Origin of the sequence: Cryptosporangium arvum DSM 44712 (genome assembly GCF_000585375.1) — a bacterium.
Lineage (GTDB): Bacteria > Actinomycetota > Actinomycetes > Mycobacteriales > Cryptosporangiaceae > Cryptosporangium > Cryptosporangium arvum.
Map to the genome: position 1 here is coordinate 7,683,434 of NZ_KK073874.1, position 14,509 is coordinate 7,697,942.

Genomic DNA, 14,509 nt, shown 5'->3' on the forward strand with positions numbered 1-14,509 from the left:
AGGGACGGCGACCCAGATCAATACAAGGAGAATTGGCATGGACTGGCGCCACCGCGCCCTCTGCCGCGACGAGGACCCGGAGCTGTTCTTCCCGATCGGGACGACCGGCCCGGCTCTGCTCCAGGTGGATGAGGCGAAGGCTGTCTGCCGCCGCTGTTCGGTCACGGAGTCTTGTCTCCAGTGGGCGATCGAGTCGGGTCAGGACGCCGGCGTGTGGGGCGGTATGAGCGAGGACGAACGTCGGGCGCTCAAGCGGCGTAACCGGCAGCGGGCCCGCACCGCCTGAAACCTTCGCACGAGCCTGACCGGCCCGGCCCCCTCGTCACGAGGGCGCCGGGCCGTTCACGTTCCGCGTGTCGGAGCGCGAGCGCTCGAACCTGGGGCCCCCGCTCTCACCGCGACGGGATCAGCGGGACGACCAGCACGGCCTCGGTGCCGCCCTCGGAGCGGGGACGCAGCTCGAGGGTGCCGTTGAGCTCACCGGTCGCGAGCGTCCGGACGATCTGCAGGCCGAGCCGCTCGGACCCGTCGAGCCGGAAGTTCGGCGGCAGACCCCGGCCGTCGTCGGTGATGCGTACGTGTAGCCGCCCCCGCCAGCGATGGGCGGCCACGATCACCTCACCGGCCTCGCCCGGCCCGTACGCGTGCTCCACCGCGTTCTGCACGAGTTCGGTCGCCACGGTTACCAAAGGTGTGGCGATCTGCGCCGACAGCACGCCGAACGACCCGACCCGCCGGACGAGCACCTGCGACTCCGGCGCCGCGACCTCGGCCACCATCGAGATCACCCGGTCGACGATCGAGTCGAAGTCCACGGTCTCGTCCAGCGACGAGGCCAGCGTCTCGTGCACCATCGCGATCGACGCGACCCGGCGCACCGACTCCTCCAGCGCCGCCCGCGCGTCCGACGTCGCTACCCGGCGGGCCTGCAGACGCAGCAGCGCGGCCACCGTCTGCAGGTTGTTCTTGACCCGGTGGTGGATCTCGCGGATCGTGGCGTCCTTCGTGACCAGCGCTTTGTCCCGGCGCCGGACGTCGGTGACGTCGCGGACGAGCACCAGCGCACCGATCGGGACGCCGTCCGGCAGCAGCGGGAGCGCCCGGACGAGGGCCGTGGCGCCCCGGGCTTCCACGTCGGTGCGGCCCTTCACCTCGCCCCGCACCGCGGCCTGGATGCGGGAGCAGACCTCTCCCCCGTCGAGCGGGTCGGTCGCCAGGCCCCGGGTGAGCGTCGCCAGGTCCTCGCCGACGAGGTCACCGGCCAGCCCCAGCCGTCGGTACGCCGACTGGGCGTTCGGGCTCGCGTAGGTCACGACGCCCAGCGAGTTCAGGCGCACCAGCCCGTCCCCCACCCGCGGCGCCGACGCGGTCTTCTCCTCCACCGGCGGCGGCGGGAACGTGCCGCCGGCGACCATCAGACAGAGGTCGTCGGCGGCCTGCAGGTAGCTGAGCTCCAGCTGGCTGGGTACCCGCGTGGCGGCCAGGTTCGTCACCCGGCCGACGACACCGATCACCCGATCGCCCCGCCGGACCGGGATCGCCTCCTGCCGGGCCGGGACACCGTCGTGCCAGACCGGGTCGCCCTCACGCCAGATCCGGCGCTCGATCATCGCGGTGGTCAGCTGGTCGACGACCGAACCGGTGGCCATCTTGCCCACCATGTCGTCGTGGTACGCCGTCGGCGCGGTCGTGGGGCGGACCTGTGCGGCGCAGAGAAAGCCGCCTTCCGCGACCGGTAGCCACAGCAGGAGGTCGGCGAAGCTGAGGTCGGCCAGTAGTTGCCAGTCACCGGCCAGGCGGTGCAGATGTTCGAGGTCCTCGCCGGAGAGCGACGTGTGTTCCTCGACGAGATCCCGGAGAGTCGACACCCCCCGATTCTGCACGTCCCGGATCTGATCCTTCGAACGGGTGATTCCGAGTGCTAACTACCTCACGCTGAGTGTCGGCACCCGTACGTTTGTGCCAAGTTTCCGATCGAAGGAGGGTGCGGTGCATGTCCGGAGCACCGTGACGGATCCCCTGCAGCGTCTCCGGGACGCGTATTCGGTACGGACGGTCTCGGGCCACACTCGCCGGCTGCGCCCCCGGTCGGCCTCCGGCGACGGTCTGGTCGACCTCGCCGGCAGCGACTACCTCGGGCTCAGCGCCGACGAGCGGGTGGTGTCGGCCGCCGCGGCGTCGGCGCTCACCTGGGGCGCGGGCTCCACCGGCTCGCGGCTGGTCACCGGCACCACCGTTCTGCACGCGGACCTGGAGGCCGCGCTCGCCCGGTTCTGCGGCGCCCCCGACGCCCTGGTCTTCTCGTCGGACTACCTGGCCGGCCTGGCCGCGGTGGCCACGCTCGGCGGTGCCGACGTCCTGCTGGTGTCCGACGCGGTCAACCACGCCTCATACGTGGACGCCTGCCGGCTGACGCGCTCGCGGGTGACGGTCACCCCGCACCGGGACGTCGCCGCGGTGGAGCGTGCGCTCGCCGGGCGTCCGGAGGAGCACGCGGTCGTGCTCACCGACGCGCTGTTCGGCGTGGAAGGCGATCTGGCTCCGCTGCCGGAGCTGCACGGCGTGTGCCGCCGGCACGGCGCGCTGCTGGTGGTGAACGAGGCCCACGCGCTGGGCGTCGTCGGCGATCGGGGCCGGGGCGCCGCCTACGCGGCCGGCCTGGCCGGCGAGCCGGACGTCGTGCGCACGCTGACGCTGGCGAAGTCCCTCGGGTCGCAGGGCGGGGCGGTGCTCGGGGCGCCCGAGGTGATCCAGGAGCTGATCGACCGGGGCCGGCCGTTCGCGTTCGACACCGGCCTCGCTCCGGCGTCCGCGGCGGCGGCGCTGACCGCGCTCCGGATCCTGTCGTCCACTCCGGAACTCGTCGCGGCCGTGCGGGCCCGCGCGAGCGAACTCGCGTGGGCGGCCCGGTCGGCGGGTCTGCTGGTGACCCGGCCCGACGGAGCCGTGCTCACGGTGCGGGTCGGCGACGCCGGGGACGCGCTGCACGCCCAGCAGATCTTCGCCGAGTTCGGGTTCGACGTGGGCTGCCTGCGCCCGCCGACGATTCCCGACGGCCGCGCCTGCCTGCGTCTCACCGCCAAAGCCACGCTGTCCGACGCCGACGTGGCCCGGGCCGCCCGCGCGTTCACGGCCGTGTCCCGCTCGCTGGGAACACCCAGCCGCCACTAGGCCGCGAAGCCGTACCCGCGCCCCGGCGGGGTCGCGCGCAGACGACGAACCCGGCGCCCGTCGAGCCAACAGAGGTCGATGCCGATACCCGTGACGTGGGGCGCCTCGACGACCGTGAACTCCACTTCGGCGTCGACCGCGACGTGGCGCACCGCTCCCGGCGTCACCAGCCGGACGCGTCCGCCCGTCTCCGGGACGAGTTCCACCCAGAGCCGACGAGTCTGGGTGTCACCGCCGTTGACGGCGGTCAGCACGAGGCCCGCCGGCGTCATCGACCACGTGACCAGGAACGCGGGGGGACCCGTGTTCCTCCGGTGCCACCGGAACTGGGCGACGAGGCCCACGATGGCGATGAGCAGAGCGACGACGGGAACCAACTCTTGCATCGTCATCGCGTCCCTCCTGTCGAGTCAGGACGACACGCCCGGCCGTCCTTCCGTTACCGACATCGCCCGACCCGGCCCCGGACGGCACGCTTTAGCAATACCCAGCCTGCAAGTGACTCAGTGCACATCTACGAAAGCATCTTGCACGACGATTGGGCAAGCCGTCGTTCGGTCGGGGTCGCGGTTGGACGCTGACCCGCGCCGGTCAGACGAGTTGCTTGCGCGAGAGGAACGTGAAGGCGAGCCAGCCCGGGAGCACCGGGAGCCAGAACGTGAGCAGGCGGAACAGGAGGACGGACGAGACCGCGGTCGCTCCGTCGAGGCCGCCGGCGGTCAGGCCGGCCGACAAGACCGCTTCCACCGCGCCGAGACCACCGGGCGTCGGGGCCGCCGAGCCGAGCGCGGTTCCCGCGAGCACCACCACCGCGACGACCGACCAGGACAGGGACCCGCCGAAGCCCTCGATGCACGCGCTCATCACGAGCACCGTGGCCACCGACTGCAGGATCGTGCCGAAGACCCCGGCGCCCAGCCGCGCCGGGCGGGTGAACACGCTGGCCAGCCGGGGCGTGATCTGCGCCAGGTAGGGCCGCAGACGCGCCAGCAGGAAGCGGCGCCCCATCGGCACCATGAACACCGCGGCGACCACGGCCATGATGACGCCGAGCGTGATCAGCGCGCTGTCGGGCACCTCGAGGGAGCGGGCCTGGTCGTTGCCGGCGATCAGACCGACGACGATCAACAGCAGCACGGTGACCGCGACGGTGCCGATCTGCCAGAGTGCGACCGCGGCCACCGCGGCCGCCGCCGGCACCCCGGCCTGCTGCAGATAGCGGACGTTGAGCGCGGCGCCGCCGACACCAGCCGGCGCGACCAGACCGAGGAACGACGACGCGATCTGTACGAGGAACGTCCGGGCGAACCGGAGTTTCTCCGCGACGAAGCCGGTGAGCGCCACCGCCGCCCCGACGAACCGCACGGCACCGAGCAGCACCGCGACCGCCAGCCAGCGCCAGTCCGCGGTCGTGATGACCGCGACCAGGTCCAGGCCGGCGATCTGGTCGAGCAGGACGTACGCCGCGGCGGTCAGGGCGACGACCGAGATGATCGTGCGCGGACGCAGCCGCTCCAGCCGGACCGGCTCCGGCGGCACCGTGCCGATGACGTCGAGCACGCGATCGCGCAGCGTGTCCAGCAGCGTCTTGTCGCGGCGGAGCGCCTGGCGGCTGGTGCGGCCGAGCGCCACCGGCTGCAACGCCGACACCGCCTCGGCCAGACGCCCGGTACCCAACGCGCGCAGCGCGCTGTCGACCGCGCGATCGACGCCGACCTTGAGCGCGAGCGTCACCAGCAGCTGCGCCAGGTCGATGCGGAGCGCGGCGACCGGTGCGGCGATCAGGCCGGCGCCGCTGGAGAACCGGAGCCCGGCGCCGCCGTCGGGAGGGAACACGATGCTCTGCCCGGCCAGACCCCGGTGGGCGATCGCCCGGCGGTGCAGCAGCAGGATCTGCTCCCAGACCGCGTCCAGCCGCTCGTCGTCCAGCTGCTCGAGCGCGATCTCGTCGAGCGTCGGGCCGGGCACGTCCTCGTACGCGAGCACGACCGCGTCCGGCTCGACCGGCACCGCGGCCACCATCGCCTGCGTGCGTGCGCCGGCGGCGGCCATCGCGGCGCTGATCAGCGCTTCGTGTTCGACCGCGCGGCGCAGTGAGACGAGGGCCTTGCGGGCGGCCGGTTCGCGGAAGCGGACCGTGCGCCAGACCGCCTGCAGCACCCCGGCGCCCTCGTGGTCGCGGTCGAGCACGTGGACGACGAGCGCCCGGCCGCCGGTGTCGACCGCGTCGAAGTAGACGGGGTCCTCGGTGTCGAGGTGGCGGGGGCGCAGCGACACCAGCTCCACCCCGGCCCGGCGCAGCTCCGCGACGACCGCACGCGGGCTCGGACGGGACGGGTTGGTGCCGGCCGCCCAGCGCACGAACATACCGACGACGCGGCCGATCAGCAGCGAGACGACGACCGCCACAGCGGTGGCGCCGAGCGTGACCTGAGCCGTGCCGAACAGGATGAAGACGACGCCGGCCAGCACGCGCAGCCGGGGCTGCCGCCCGATCTGGGCCACGGTGGCGATCGCGGCGACGCCGGCGCTGAACCCGGTGATGCCGGGATCGGCGGCCTGGGCCGCGGTGAGCGAGGCGGCCAGCGCGTCGGCGTTGGCGAGCTGGCGGAGCACCGACTGGAGCGCGGCGACCCACGCCAGGCAGGCGAGGAACGCGAGCGTGCCGTCGGCGAGGATGCGCAGCCGCCGCCGGATCAGCAGGTCGACGACGATCACGGCGGGCAGCGCGAGCATGAGCAGGCCGGAACCGGTCGTGATCAGGACGCCGAGCGCGGTGGGAAGCGGTTCGGTGGCGTTCGTGAAGTCCTTGTCGATGCCGGCCACGGTGTTCGTGGTGAACGCGCCGACGAGCATCGCGACCGCGAGGCCGACGACCGAGACCAGCAGACGGACGAGGTCGAGGGGGCGGTGGACACGACGAGGCGGCTCGGGCGCCTCGATGATCGGCGCGGCGGGTTCGGCGACCTCTTCCTCGGTCCGCCCCGACGTCTTCATGGCAAGGATGGTGTCATCTGCCGTCGAGGCTGTGGCTCGGACCCTCAGCCGTCACCACTTTGAACGCCGCAAATCCCGTCTGTCCGGATAGCCTCGCGCGTCCCAGCGATTCGACGGAAAACGCGGTTTGCGACCGTAGATTTGCTATCCCTCCTTTGCCGCAAGCGATTTGCCGCGCCCCGTTTGCTTCCTGCGAATCGCGTCGTGCATCTTGCACGGCGGAAATCTCTGCTCCATAATCGAGTGGAACGGGTGCTGGGCAGCCCGTGGAGGGGTGAGTGCGATGAACACTCTCTGGGTACGACAGGGGCTCCATCGGGCAAAGCGAGTCCTTCGAAAGCGCACCAAACTTCACCCGGCGCTTCGCTTCCGACGCGAAACCGTCTGGGTGGTCAGCGAATTCCCGTCCTGTTCCGCCGCACGACGCGCTCGGCGGCCAGCCGAGCCCGCCACGCTGTCGGCGGGGTGGGGGGACCTGACCGGCAAGACCGCGGCGCCGTCGTCCCTGGACACCGTCGCCCTACTTCGCCGGGTGGATCCACCCCGGGCTCCGCGCCGCCCCGAGTCCTCCTGGTCGGCACTGGAGGCGCGACTCGGCACGGCGCTCCCCGCGGACTACCGCCGCCTCATCGACGACCGCGGACCGGGCGTCGTCGCCGACGTCGTCCTGTACGCCCCTGGCGACGGGGGCACGCTGGATCTCGTCGAATGGCTCGACGGCATCCATCGCCTGGTCGAGTCGCTGCGGAGCATCACCTGCGACCACTTCCCGCCCCCCTTCCACCCGGAAGCAGGCGGAATCCTTCCCTGGGGCTTGCTCCACGGCCGGCAGATCGTCGGCTGGGCGGTGACGTCCGACGACCCCGACACGTGGCCGGTGGTCGTACTGACCAGTGAGCTCGACGGCCTGACGCTCCACCAGGTGACCGCGACGGCCTATCTCCTCGCCCGCTTGCCGGGCCCGGAGGTGCAGGAACTCACGATCGGCTGACCGGGGCAGTCGCCGCCCCGGTCAGCTCCGGCCCAGGGGCCGGGCCGACAACGATTGTTCCCTCTGCGCAACCTCGTCCTGCGCAGAGGGAACAATCGTGTCCGCGCTAATACGAATCACGAATCTGCCGCAGGAAATCCCGGGACTGGTGCAGCCCAAGCGCCTCACGCTGCACTCCGTCGAAGACGCGCCGATGGAATCGCACGCTCTCCGCATCATTGAGGAGAACCGCTTCGGTGACCGCTTCGATGTAGACGACGTTCGGGTCGTCCGGATGAGCCAGTTCGAGGACGGTGAAAGCACCGGTCATGCCGGGGTGGGAGCCGTTCTCAAACGGCACCACCGCGATCGTGATGTTGGAGCGCTCGGACATCTCCAGCAATTTCTCGATCTGTTCCCGCATGACTTTGGACCGTTGGTCACCGCCGATCGGCCGCCGTAGCGCAGCCTCATCGATGATTGCCACATATTCCACCGGGTCCTCGGCGCGGGTGAGCAGATCCTGGCGCGTCTTCCGAAGCTTGAGGGACTCGGCCTCGTCGGCGTCTTTGGTGAAGACGGCTTTGAGAATGGCCCGCGCGTAGTCATCGGTCTGCAGCAGACCCGGGATGATCGAGATCTCGAAATTCAGGATACGACGCGCTTCGGCTTCGAAGCCGACGAAGTCCTTGAAGCTCCGGATCGGAGTGCCGTCCTTGATCCGCATCCACCAGGCAGTTTCCCGTGACTCACGACCCAACTCGACCATATCGTTACGCCGGTCTTTGTCGAGCACCTGATACACGTCGAGCAGGGCACGGAGATCGACCGTGCTCACCTTGATACTGGTGGTCTCGATTCGGCTCACCTTGGAGGGCGACCAATCGAGTTCGTTCGCGACCTGCTCCACCGTCATCCCTTGAGCGTCACGAAGCGCTCGAAGTTCCTGACCCAAGCGTCGGCGACGGACTGTCGGACTAGAACGTGCCATGGCGGGCCTCCCTAGATTCCGACGCTCCCCGCACGACGAATCCTAGCGCCCAACCCACATTTGTAGGTACCAAAGCCCGACGATCGCGCGGACGCTGCGTCGACGTGGTCAACCTTGCTCGACCTCGTCCCGGACATCCACCAGGAAGTCCCTCGATGCCTGACTTCCGAGGGCACATTGCCGCACTTGGTCGAACACCAGGCGGTAGCGCTCCAGGGACTGCTCATCGCCCAGGAGGACCCCCTGGGTAAGCCCCTCCACGTAGACCACACCGTGATCTTCCGGATGCGGAAGTTCCAGGATCGTGAAGCCGCCGCTCATTCCTGGATGCGGGCCACTACCGAACGGAAGGACCAGAATCCGCACATTGGTCTGCTCGGACAACTCAATCAGCCGCTCCACCTGATCGCTCATCACAGACCCGCGACCTTCGCCGCCCATCGGACGCCGGAGTGCCGCTTCATCGATGATCGCCGTCACATCGACCGGGTCGTCGGACAGTGTCGTCGTGCGCTGCCGCTCCAAGCGCAACTCGAGCGCCTTTTCGACGTCCGCCCCGTCCGGCCACGTCGCCACCATGATCGCGCGGGCGTATTCCTTCGTCTGCAGGAGGCCGGGGATATTCAGCGGTTCGTACGTCCGAATTCCGATCGCCTCGGCCTCGAAGCCCACGAAATCCTTGAACCCGGAAATCGGTGTGCGGTCGTCGATCTGGTTCCACCACGGAGTTTCACGCGATTCACGCGCGAGTGTGATCAAGCGCTCGCGGTGCTGCGCATTATCGATCCCGTACACCTCGAGCAACGCCTTCAGATCCACCGACGTCACCGTGATCTTCGTGGTCTCGAAACGAGATATTTTCGACGACGACCACTCGAGTTGCGCTGCAACCGCCTTGACGGTCATGTCTCTCGACTCGCGAAGCGCACGGAGTTCCTGGCCGAGACGACGACGACGGACAGTGGGACTAACTCGAGACATCAAGACCCCTTGCTACGGCCACGCGGAGCTACCCAAGAATAGCGATGATGCTTCTCGGGTGAGTGTCGCGAGCGGCCACCGCGGACTGCGCCGTCGTAGAATGGCGGATCATGGGCATTGTTGCCGTCAGTGGAACGTCGACGGGGGTTGGAAAGACCGTCACCATAGCCGCAATCGCTGCGCTCGCGGAGAAACGCGGGATGGCGGTCGCGGTGGTGAAGGTCGCGCAGACCGGGCTGCGCGCCGGCGAGCCGGGTGACCTGGCCGAGGTCGAGCGGCTCGCGCCCGGGGTCGCCACGTACGAGTACGCCCGGTACGCGGACGCACTCTCGCCCGAGGCAGCCGCGCGTCATGCCGCGGATCGCGCGTTGGGGCTCACCGCGGTCGCCAAGGGTGTCGCGGCGCTGGGTGCCGAGTTCGACCTGGTGCTGGTGGAGGGAACCGGCAGTCTGCTGGAACGCTTCGGCCCCGACGGGTGGACGATCGCCGAGTTGGCCTGGTCGGTCCAGGCGCCGGTTCTCCTCGTGACGGACAGCGGTCGGGACGCTCCGAGCCACATCGCGCTCGCGGTCGAACTGCTCACCATCCGGGGAATCCGGTTCGCCGGCCTCGTGATCGGCTCCTGGCCTCGAAATCCTGATCGGGTGGCTCGCTCCAATGTTGCCGACTTCGAGTGCGTTACCGGCCGCCCGCTCGCCGGTGTCCTTCCGGTCGGCGCTCCCGCGGCATCCCGCTCGCACGACGCCCGGTGCACGTCGGAAGACGACGTGTTTCTTGCTCTCGCCCACGCGGGCTTGGACGCCGCCTGGGGTGGCGGGTTCGACGCGGCGGCGTTCCGGGACCGTGCCGACCCCACTCCCGCTGGGACGTCGATCACCGGTTGAGGGCAGTTCTCCCAACTTTGTGGCGGTCAGTACTGCACTGAGCCAGTCAATGGATGCCGTCGCTCTGGTACACAAGCGTTGTGACAACGTCGTCCCACCCGCCGCCCGTCGGCGTGATCACCATCCGCGCGGCCCTGCCGGCCGAGTACGCGGCGATCGGTGCGCTCACGTACGACGCCTACGCGACCGACGGCCTGCTGGCCAACGATTCCGGTTACGCCGACGAGCTCCGCGACGCCGAGCACCGGGCCACCCACTGCGACCTGCTGGTCGCGATCGACGAGCACGGTCGGCTGCTCGGCACCGTGACCTTCTGTCTTCCCGGTTCGCCGTTCGCCGAACTCTCTCGGGAAGGCCAGGCCGAGTTCCGCATGCTCGCGGTCGCCCCCGCCCACCGAGGCCGCGGAGTCGGCAGCCGCCTCGTCCGGGAGTGCCTGGAACTGGCCACCCGCCACGGCGCGCAGAGCGTCGTCCTCTCCACCAAGCCGCAGATGGTCACCGCGCAGCGGCTCTACGAACGCTTCGGGTTCCGCCGGTTGCCGCAGCTCGACTGGGCGCCGATGCCGGGCATGGAGCTGCTCGCCTACCGCAAGTCGCTGTAGTCACGGACCCCGTGAAATGCTGGGGGTTCGACTACGGAAGGAGACCCGAGATGGCTCGGCGCGCGCGCAAGAAGAAGGCCCGCAAGAACAAGAAGGCGAACCACGGTCGCCGTCCGAACAGCTAGACAAAATGAACGCCCCCGCCGGCTCGGCCCGTGAAGGCTCGAGCAGGCGGGGGCGTTGTCGTGTTCGGGGTTCAGGCCTCGCGCCGGACCTCGATCGTCGTCTCCTCGTAGACGGTGCGGGTGCCGTCCTCGGAGACGACCGCTTCGCGGATCGTCGTGATCAGCCGCTTCCGCAGGCCGTCGGGCGCGACCTCGCCGCCGCAGCAACGCGCGACGAGCGCCTTGACCTCCTGCTCGATCCCGTACTCGCGCAGGCACGGCCCGCACTCGTCCAGGTGCTCGGCGATCTTCTCCCGGCTCTGCGAGCCGTCCTCCGCGTCGAGGTAGAGCCAGACCTCGGCCAGCACCTCGGCGCAGTCGACCTCGTGTGGTCCACCACAGCTCACGACGACACCCCCTCGGGTGCGGCGCGGACGATTCCGCGGTCCAGCGCGTACTGCTCCAGCTGCCGACGCAGGTTGCGACGCCCACGGTGCAGCCGCGACATCACGGTGCCGATCGGCGTCCCCATGATGTCGGCGATCTCCTTGTAGGAGAAGCCCTCGACGTCCGCGAGATAAACCGCGAGCCGGAACTCCTCCGGCAGCGCCTGCAGCGCGTCCTTCACGTCGGAGTCCGGCAGCCGGTCCAGCGCTTCGACCTCGGCCGACCGCAGACCGGACGACGAGTGCGACTCCGCCGCCGCCAACTGCCAGTCTTCGATCTGCTCGGTGGGGCTCTGCTGCGGCTGCCGCTGACGCTTGCGGTAGTTGTTGATGAAGGTGTTCGTGAGGATGCGGTAGAGCCAGGCCTTGAGGTTCGTGCCCTCTTGGAACTGGTGGAATGCCGCGTAGGCCTTCACGAACGCCTCTTGGACGAGATCCTCGGCGTCGGCCGGGTTCCGCGTCATCCGCAGGGCGGCCGCGTACAACTGGTCCAGGAACGGCAGAGCGTCCCGCTCGAACCGGGCATTACGCTCAGCCACCGTCTCTTCGGACCTGGCCGGCGCAGCCTCGACGGCAGCGTCGGTACCAGGCTGAGTGTCGACGCCGGTGGCGTCGTCAGGCTGGGGGGCTGTGGGCAAGTCTTCTCCCGGATGGATGGGCGTCGGGGCCGAACCCGACCGGAGCACCGATACCGGGCTCGCCATCGAGGATAGGCCGATCACGCCCCCCGTGCCGTAACCCGCATCACCGCTGACGGTAACGAGGCCGTCCAAGTTCGGCGACCCGAAATTCACCGCCTTCGGGTCGGAGACGTCTCCCAGCACCCAGGTCGGTGCCGAGCGTTCCATCGATGCCAGCCCTGCTGGTCTACTCAGCTCTTCCCACACGCCCCGCACAACACGACACCCGGGCCGAATGTTCCACCGGTCTACGATCCCGCCATGGCCGGCCGAGGAACACCCGCGACGCAGGCGCTGAGCCGAGCGCGTGCCGACTTCACCGTGCACGAGTACACGCACGATCCCGCGTCCGGCTCGTACGGTCTGGAGGCCGCCCAGGCCCTGGGCGTCGCCCCGGAGCGGGTGTTCAAGACGCTGGTCGCGCAGATCGACGGCGCGCTGCACGTCGCGGTCGTCCCGGTCACCGGGGAGCTGGACCTCAAAGCGCTGGCCGCCGCCGTCGGCAAGAAGAAGGCCGCGATGGCCGACCCGACGCTCGCCGAGCGGACGACCGGCTACGTCCGCGGCGGGATCAGCCCGCTCGGGCAGCGGAAACGACTGCCCACCGTGATCGACCGGAGCGCGGAGACGTTCGACACGGTGTTCGTCTCGGCCGGCCGTCGCGGCCTCGAGGTGGAGGTCTCCCCCGCCGACCTGGTCCGGCTGACCGCGGCAACGCTCGCAGAGATCGGCGCCTAGGTCGCCCCGCCGTTGGCGGCCGCCGCCCAATCGTTGGCGCGTAGCCAGTCGAGCACGTGCGCCGCGGCCGGGCCGATGGCTTTTTTCAAGCTGTGGTCGGCTCCGGCCAGCACGTGCAGCGTCATCCGCCCCACGACCGGCGGTACGCCGAACGGGTCGCGGTCGCCGTTGACCACGAGCGTCGGCCGGTCGAGCGGCAACTCGTCGACCCGGAGGCGTTCGGGCCTGCCCGGTGGATGGGTGGGGAACGCCAGCGCGACCACCCCGGCGGCGCCGAGCTCGGCCGCCGTCCGGCACGCCACCCGCGCACCGCTGGAGCGCCCACCGAGCACGAGCGGCCCGGTCGGCGCCAGCGAGCGGACGACGTCCACCCACGCCTCGTCGAGGTGGGTGGCGGGAGCCGGCGCGCGTCGCCCGGCCACCCGGTAGGGCTGCGTCACCCGGACCACGGTCACACCGAACGGCACGATCGCGGCGGTGACCGCTTCCAGGTCCGGAGCGTCGACGTCGCCGCCGGCGCCGTGGCCCAGCACGAGCAACGACCGGGACTCACCCGCGGGCGAGTCGATGCGCACCCGAGCCGGACCGCGCCGGGTCGGGACGTCCGGCAGGAGCCCCCCGGCGGGCTCCTCGGGCGTCAGTTCTCCCGGTGGAGGGAGTCGGCCCGTTCCGCCCGGGCGCGTGCGCTCGTGAACGACGTCGGTGCGCCGGCCACCCCGGTGCGATTCCGCCATGCCACCAGCATGGCGCGCCGCTCCCGGGGCGTCGTACCGCCCCAGACTCCTTCGCAGTCGCCGGCGTTCAACGCGGCCGCGAGGCAATCCGCCTGCACGTCACAGGAATGGCAGAAGCTGAGCGCCGGATCCGCCGGTTCGGTGGGAAGTGGGAAGAACGTCTCCGGGTCGACGGTGCGACAGCGTCCGCGTGTGCGCCACGTGGGGTCGGCGGGGCGTGCCGCCCTCGCCGCCAGCAACCGGGGATCGCGGCTCGCCGCGAGCACCTCATGTGGCCTCGGCAGCCTGGCCCGAGTCACGTGTCTGCTCTCCTTCCTGCACGGGGTACGTGCCCTGTACCGGTGTCCCCGTGACATGCGCGCCACCCCCGGAGGAAGCGCCGGCCTCTCCGCCGATCTGCCACGGGCCGAACTCGCTACGTCACAGACAACGAGGCGGGCCGAGGGGCGTTACGGGGTTTCGCCGACCGGGTCAGAACAAGGTGTCGAGTGACACCGGAGTGACTGATTCGACCCGTTCCCGAAGCTGCGGGCCGGTGTTCTTCACGTTGCCGACCGCCGGGCCGACCGGCCGCAGCTCCATGCCGGCCAGCAGTTCGGCCGACGGCGGCGCGAGCAGCGCGGCCGGATCGGCCTCCGACTCGCCCAGCCACTGCGCCCAGCGCTCGCGCGGTAGCTGCAGCGGCATCCGGTCGTGCACGGACGCCAGTGGACCGAGCGCATCGGTGGTGACGATCGAGCAGGTGGCCACTTTGTCGTCGCCCTTGCCCCAGACCTCCCAGAGCCCGGCGAAGACGCACAGCCCACCATCGGCACGGGTGAGGTACCAGGCCTGCTTGCCCGGCCCGTCGGGCCGCGGGGACCACTCGTACCAGCCGTCGGCGGGCACCAGGCACCGACGCCGGGCGAACGCGGACCGGAACGCCGGCTTGGTGGCCACCGACTCGGCCCGCGCGTTCATCATCCGGGCGCCGGCCGAGAGATCGGCCGCCCACGACGGCACCAGCCCCCAGCGCAGCGCGTCGACCACCCGGCCGCCCTGCGAGCGCGAGACGCGGACCACCGGCACGGTCGTCGTCGGCGCCACGTTGTAGTCGGGCCGCAACGGCTCGTCGAACGCACTGCCCACCGCGTCGAACTCGGCCACGAGGTCGTCGGCGCTCCGGCTGGAGGCATACCTACCGCACATGGCCGCCACGTTACTGAGCCCCA

At 70.4% G+C, this 14,509-nt stretch carries 17 protein-coding genes; 7 read left to right on the forward strand and 10 right to left on the reverse strand.

Features of this window, described 5'->3' with window-relative positions; genetic code table 11:
* Positions 1 to 37 precede the first annotated feature (37 nt).
* Positions 38 to 286 carry a WhiB family transcriptional regulator gene (locus tag CRYAR_RS34890; RefSeq protein ID WP_035857451.1) on the forward strand — a complete coding sequence of 83 codons (249 nt, stop codon included), beginning with the start codon at positions 38 to 40 and terminating at the stop codon, positions 284 to 286.
* Between the two features lie 106 nt (positions 287 to 392).
* Here the strand turns inward: CRYAR_RS34890 and CRYAR_RS34895 are convergent, their stop codons facing one another.
* Positions 393 to 1,868 carry a sensor histidine kinase gene (locus tag CRYAR_RS34895; RefSeq protein WP_035857452.1) on the reverse strand — a complete coding sequence of 492 codons (1,476 nt, stop codon included), beginning with the start codon at positions 1,866 to 1,868 and terminating at the stop codon, positions 393 to 395.
* 121 nt (positions 1,869 to 1,989) lie between these two features.
* Here CRYAR_RS34895 and CRYAR_RS34900 point away from each other — a divergent pair, with 121 nt between their 5' ends.
* The gene (locus CRYAR_RS34900; RefSeq protein WP_063725809.1) at positions 1,990 to 3,171 is read left to right on the forward strand and encodes an aminotransferase class I/II-fold pyridoxal phosphate-dependent enzyme; all 1,182 of its coding nucleotides are present in this window, start codon (positions 1,990 to 1,992) and stop codon (positions 3,169 to 3,171) included.
* On the opposite strand, the gene CRYAR_RS34905 is transcribed toward CRYAR_RS34900, so the two are convergent.
* Entirely contained in the window at positions 3,168 to 3,563 is a 396-nt protein-coding gene (locus CRYAR_RS34905) for a hypothetical protein (RefSeq protein WP_035857455.1), read from the reverse strand. The genes CRYAR_RS34900 and CRYAR_RS34905 overlap by 4 nt on opposite strands.
* 199 nt (positions 3,564 to 3,762) lie before the next feature.
* The gene (locus CRYAR_RS34910) at positions 3,763 to 6,168 is read right to left on the reverse strand and encodes a lysylphosphatidylglycerol synthase transmembrane domain-containing protein (RefSeq protein WP_051571344.1); all 2,406 of its coding nucleotides are present in this window, start codon (positions 6,166 to 6,168) and stop codon (positions 3,763 to 3,765) included.
* A gap of 532 nt (positions 6,169 to 6,700) precedes the next feature.
* On the opposite strand from CRYAR_RS34910, the gene CRYAR_RS34915 reads away from it, so the two are divergent.
* A complete protein-coding gene (locus CRYAR_RS34915; protein ID WP_035857456.1) occupies positions 6,701 to 7,159 on the forward strand; it encodes a hypothetical protein in 459 nt (152 codons plus the stop codon).
* 106 nt (positions 7,160 to 7,265) lie between these two features.
* On the opposite strand, the gene CRYAR_RS34920 is transcribed toward CRYAR_RS34915, so the two are convergent.
* Entirely contained in the window at positions 7,266 to 8,129 is an 864-nt protein-coding gene (locus tag CRYAR_RS34920) for a helix-turn-helix domain-containing protein (RefSeq protein ID WP_035857457.1), read from the reverse strand.
* A 108-nt stretch (positions 8,130 to 8,237) separates the two neighbouring features.
* On the reverse strand, positions 8,238 to 9,110 hold the full coding sequence (locus CRYAR_RS34925; protein WP_035857458.1) for a helix-turn-helix domain-containing protein: 873 nt from the start codon (positions 9,108 to 9,110) through the stop codon (positions 8,238 to 8,240).
* Positions 9,111 to 9,220: 110 nt separating this feature from the next.
* Between CRYAR_RS34925 and bioD the strand changes: the two genes are divergently transcribed.
* The 3 genes from bioD (at position 9,221) to CRYAR_RS51375 (ending at position 10,721) form a co-directional block, all read left to right on the forward strand.
* Positions 9,221 to 9,994, forward strand: coding sequence for an ATP-dependent dethiobiotin synthetase BioD (gene bioD, locus CRYAR_RS34930; RefSeq protein ID WP_035868991.1), 774 nt, complete (start codon positions 9,221 to 9,223; stop codon positions 9,992 to 9,994).
* A gap of 80 nt (positions 9,995 to 10,074) precedes the next feature.
* On the forward strand, positions 10,075 to 10,596 hold the full coding sequence (locus CRYAR_RS34935) for a GNAT family N-acetyltransferase (protein WP_211247786.1): 522 nt from the start codon (positions 10,075 to 10,077) through the stop codon (positions 10,594 to 10,596).
* A 50-nt stretch (positions 10,597 to 10,646) separates the two neighbouring features.
* On the forward strand, positions 10,647 to 10,721 hold the full coding sequence (locus CRYAR_RS51375; protein ID WP_376981713.1) for a 50S ribosomal protein bL37: 75 nt from the start codon (positions 10,647 to 10,649) through the stop codon (positions 10,719 to 10,721).
* 71 nt (positions 10,722 to 10,792) lie between these two features.
* Here CRYAR_RS51375 and rsrA read toward each other — a convergent pair whose 3' ends face one another.
* The gene (rsrA, locus tag CRYAR_RS34940; protein WP_035857460.1) at positions 10,793 to 11,107 is read right to left on the reverse strand and encodes a mycothiol system anti-sigma-R factor; all 315 of its coding nucleotides are present in this window, start codon (positions 11,105 to 11,107) and stop codon (positions 10,793 to 10,795) included.
* The gene (locus CRYAR_RS34945; protein WP_035857461.1) at positions 11,104 to 11,685 is read right to left on the reverse strand and encodes a sigma-70 family RNA polymerase sigma factor; all 582 of its coding nucleotides are present in this window, start codon (positions 11,683 to 11,685) and stop codon (positions 11,104 to 11,106) included. Before CRYAR_RS34945 ends, rsrA begins: the two co-directional genes overlap by 4 nt.
* Before the next feature lie 402 nt (positions 11,686 to 12,087).
* Between CRYAR_RS34945 and ybaK the strand changes: the two genes are divergently transcribed.
* Positions 12,088 to 12,564 carry a Cys-tRNA(Pro) deacylase gene (gene ybaK / locus CRYAR_RS34950; protein WP_035857462.1) on the forward strand — a complete coding sequence of 159 codons (477 nt, stop codon included), beginning with the start codon at positions 12,088 to 12,090 and terminating at the stop codon, positions 12,562 to 12,564.
* Here the strand turns inward: ybaK and CRYAR_RS34955 are convergent.
* The 3 genes from CRYAR_RS34955 to CRYAR_RS34965 all read right to left on the reverse strand — a co-directional run bounded on the left by CRYAR_RS34955 (position 12,561) and on the right by CRYAR_RS34965 (position 14,486).
* Entirely contained in the window at positions 12,561 to 13,298 is a 738-nt protein-coding gene (locus CRYAR_RS34955) for an alpha/beta hydrolase family protein (RefSeq protein ID WP_211248089.1), read from the reverse strand. The two genes, ybaK and CRYAR_RS34955, sit on opposite strands and share 4 nt — an antisense overlap.
* Entirely contained in the window at positions 13,202 to 13,597 is a 396-nt protein-coding gene (locus CRYAR_RS46315; protein WP_084701370.1) for a WhiB family transcriptional regulator, read from the reverse strand. Before CRYAR_RS46315 ends, CRYAR_RS34955 begins: the two co-directional genes overlap by 97 nt.
* A 172-nt stretch (positions 13,598 to 13,769) precedes the next feature.
* On the reverse strand, positions 13,770 to 14,486 hold the full coding sequence (locus CRYAR_RS34965; protein ID WP_157018293.1) for an SOS response-associated peptidase: 717 nt from the start codon (positions 14,484 to 14,486) through the stop codon (positions 13,770 to 13,772).
* Between the last annotated feature and the right edge of the window lie 23 nt (positions 14,487 to 14,509).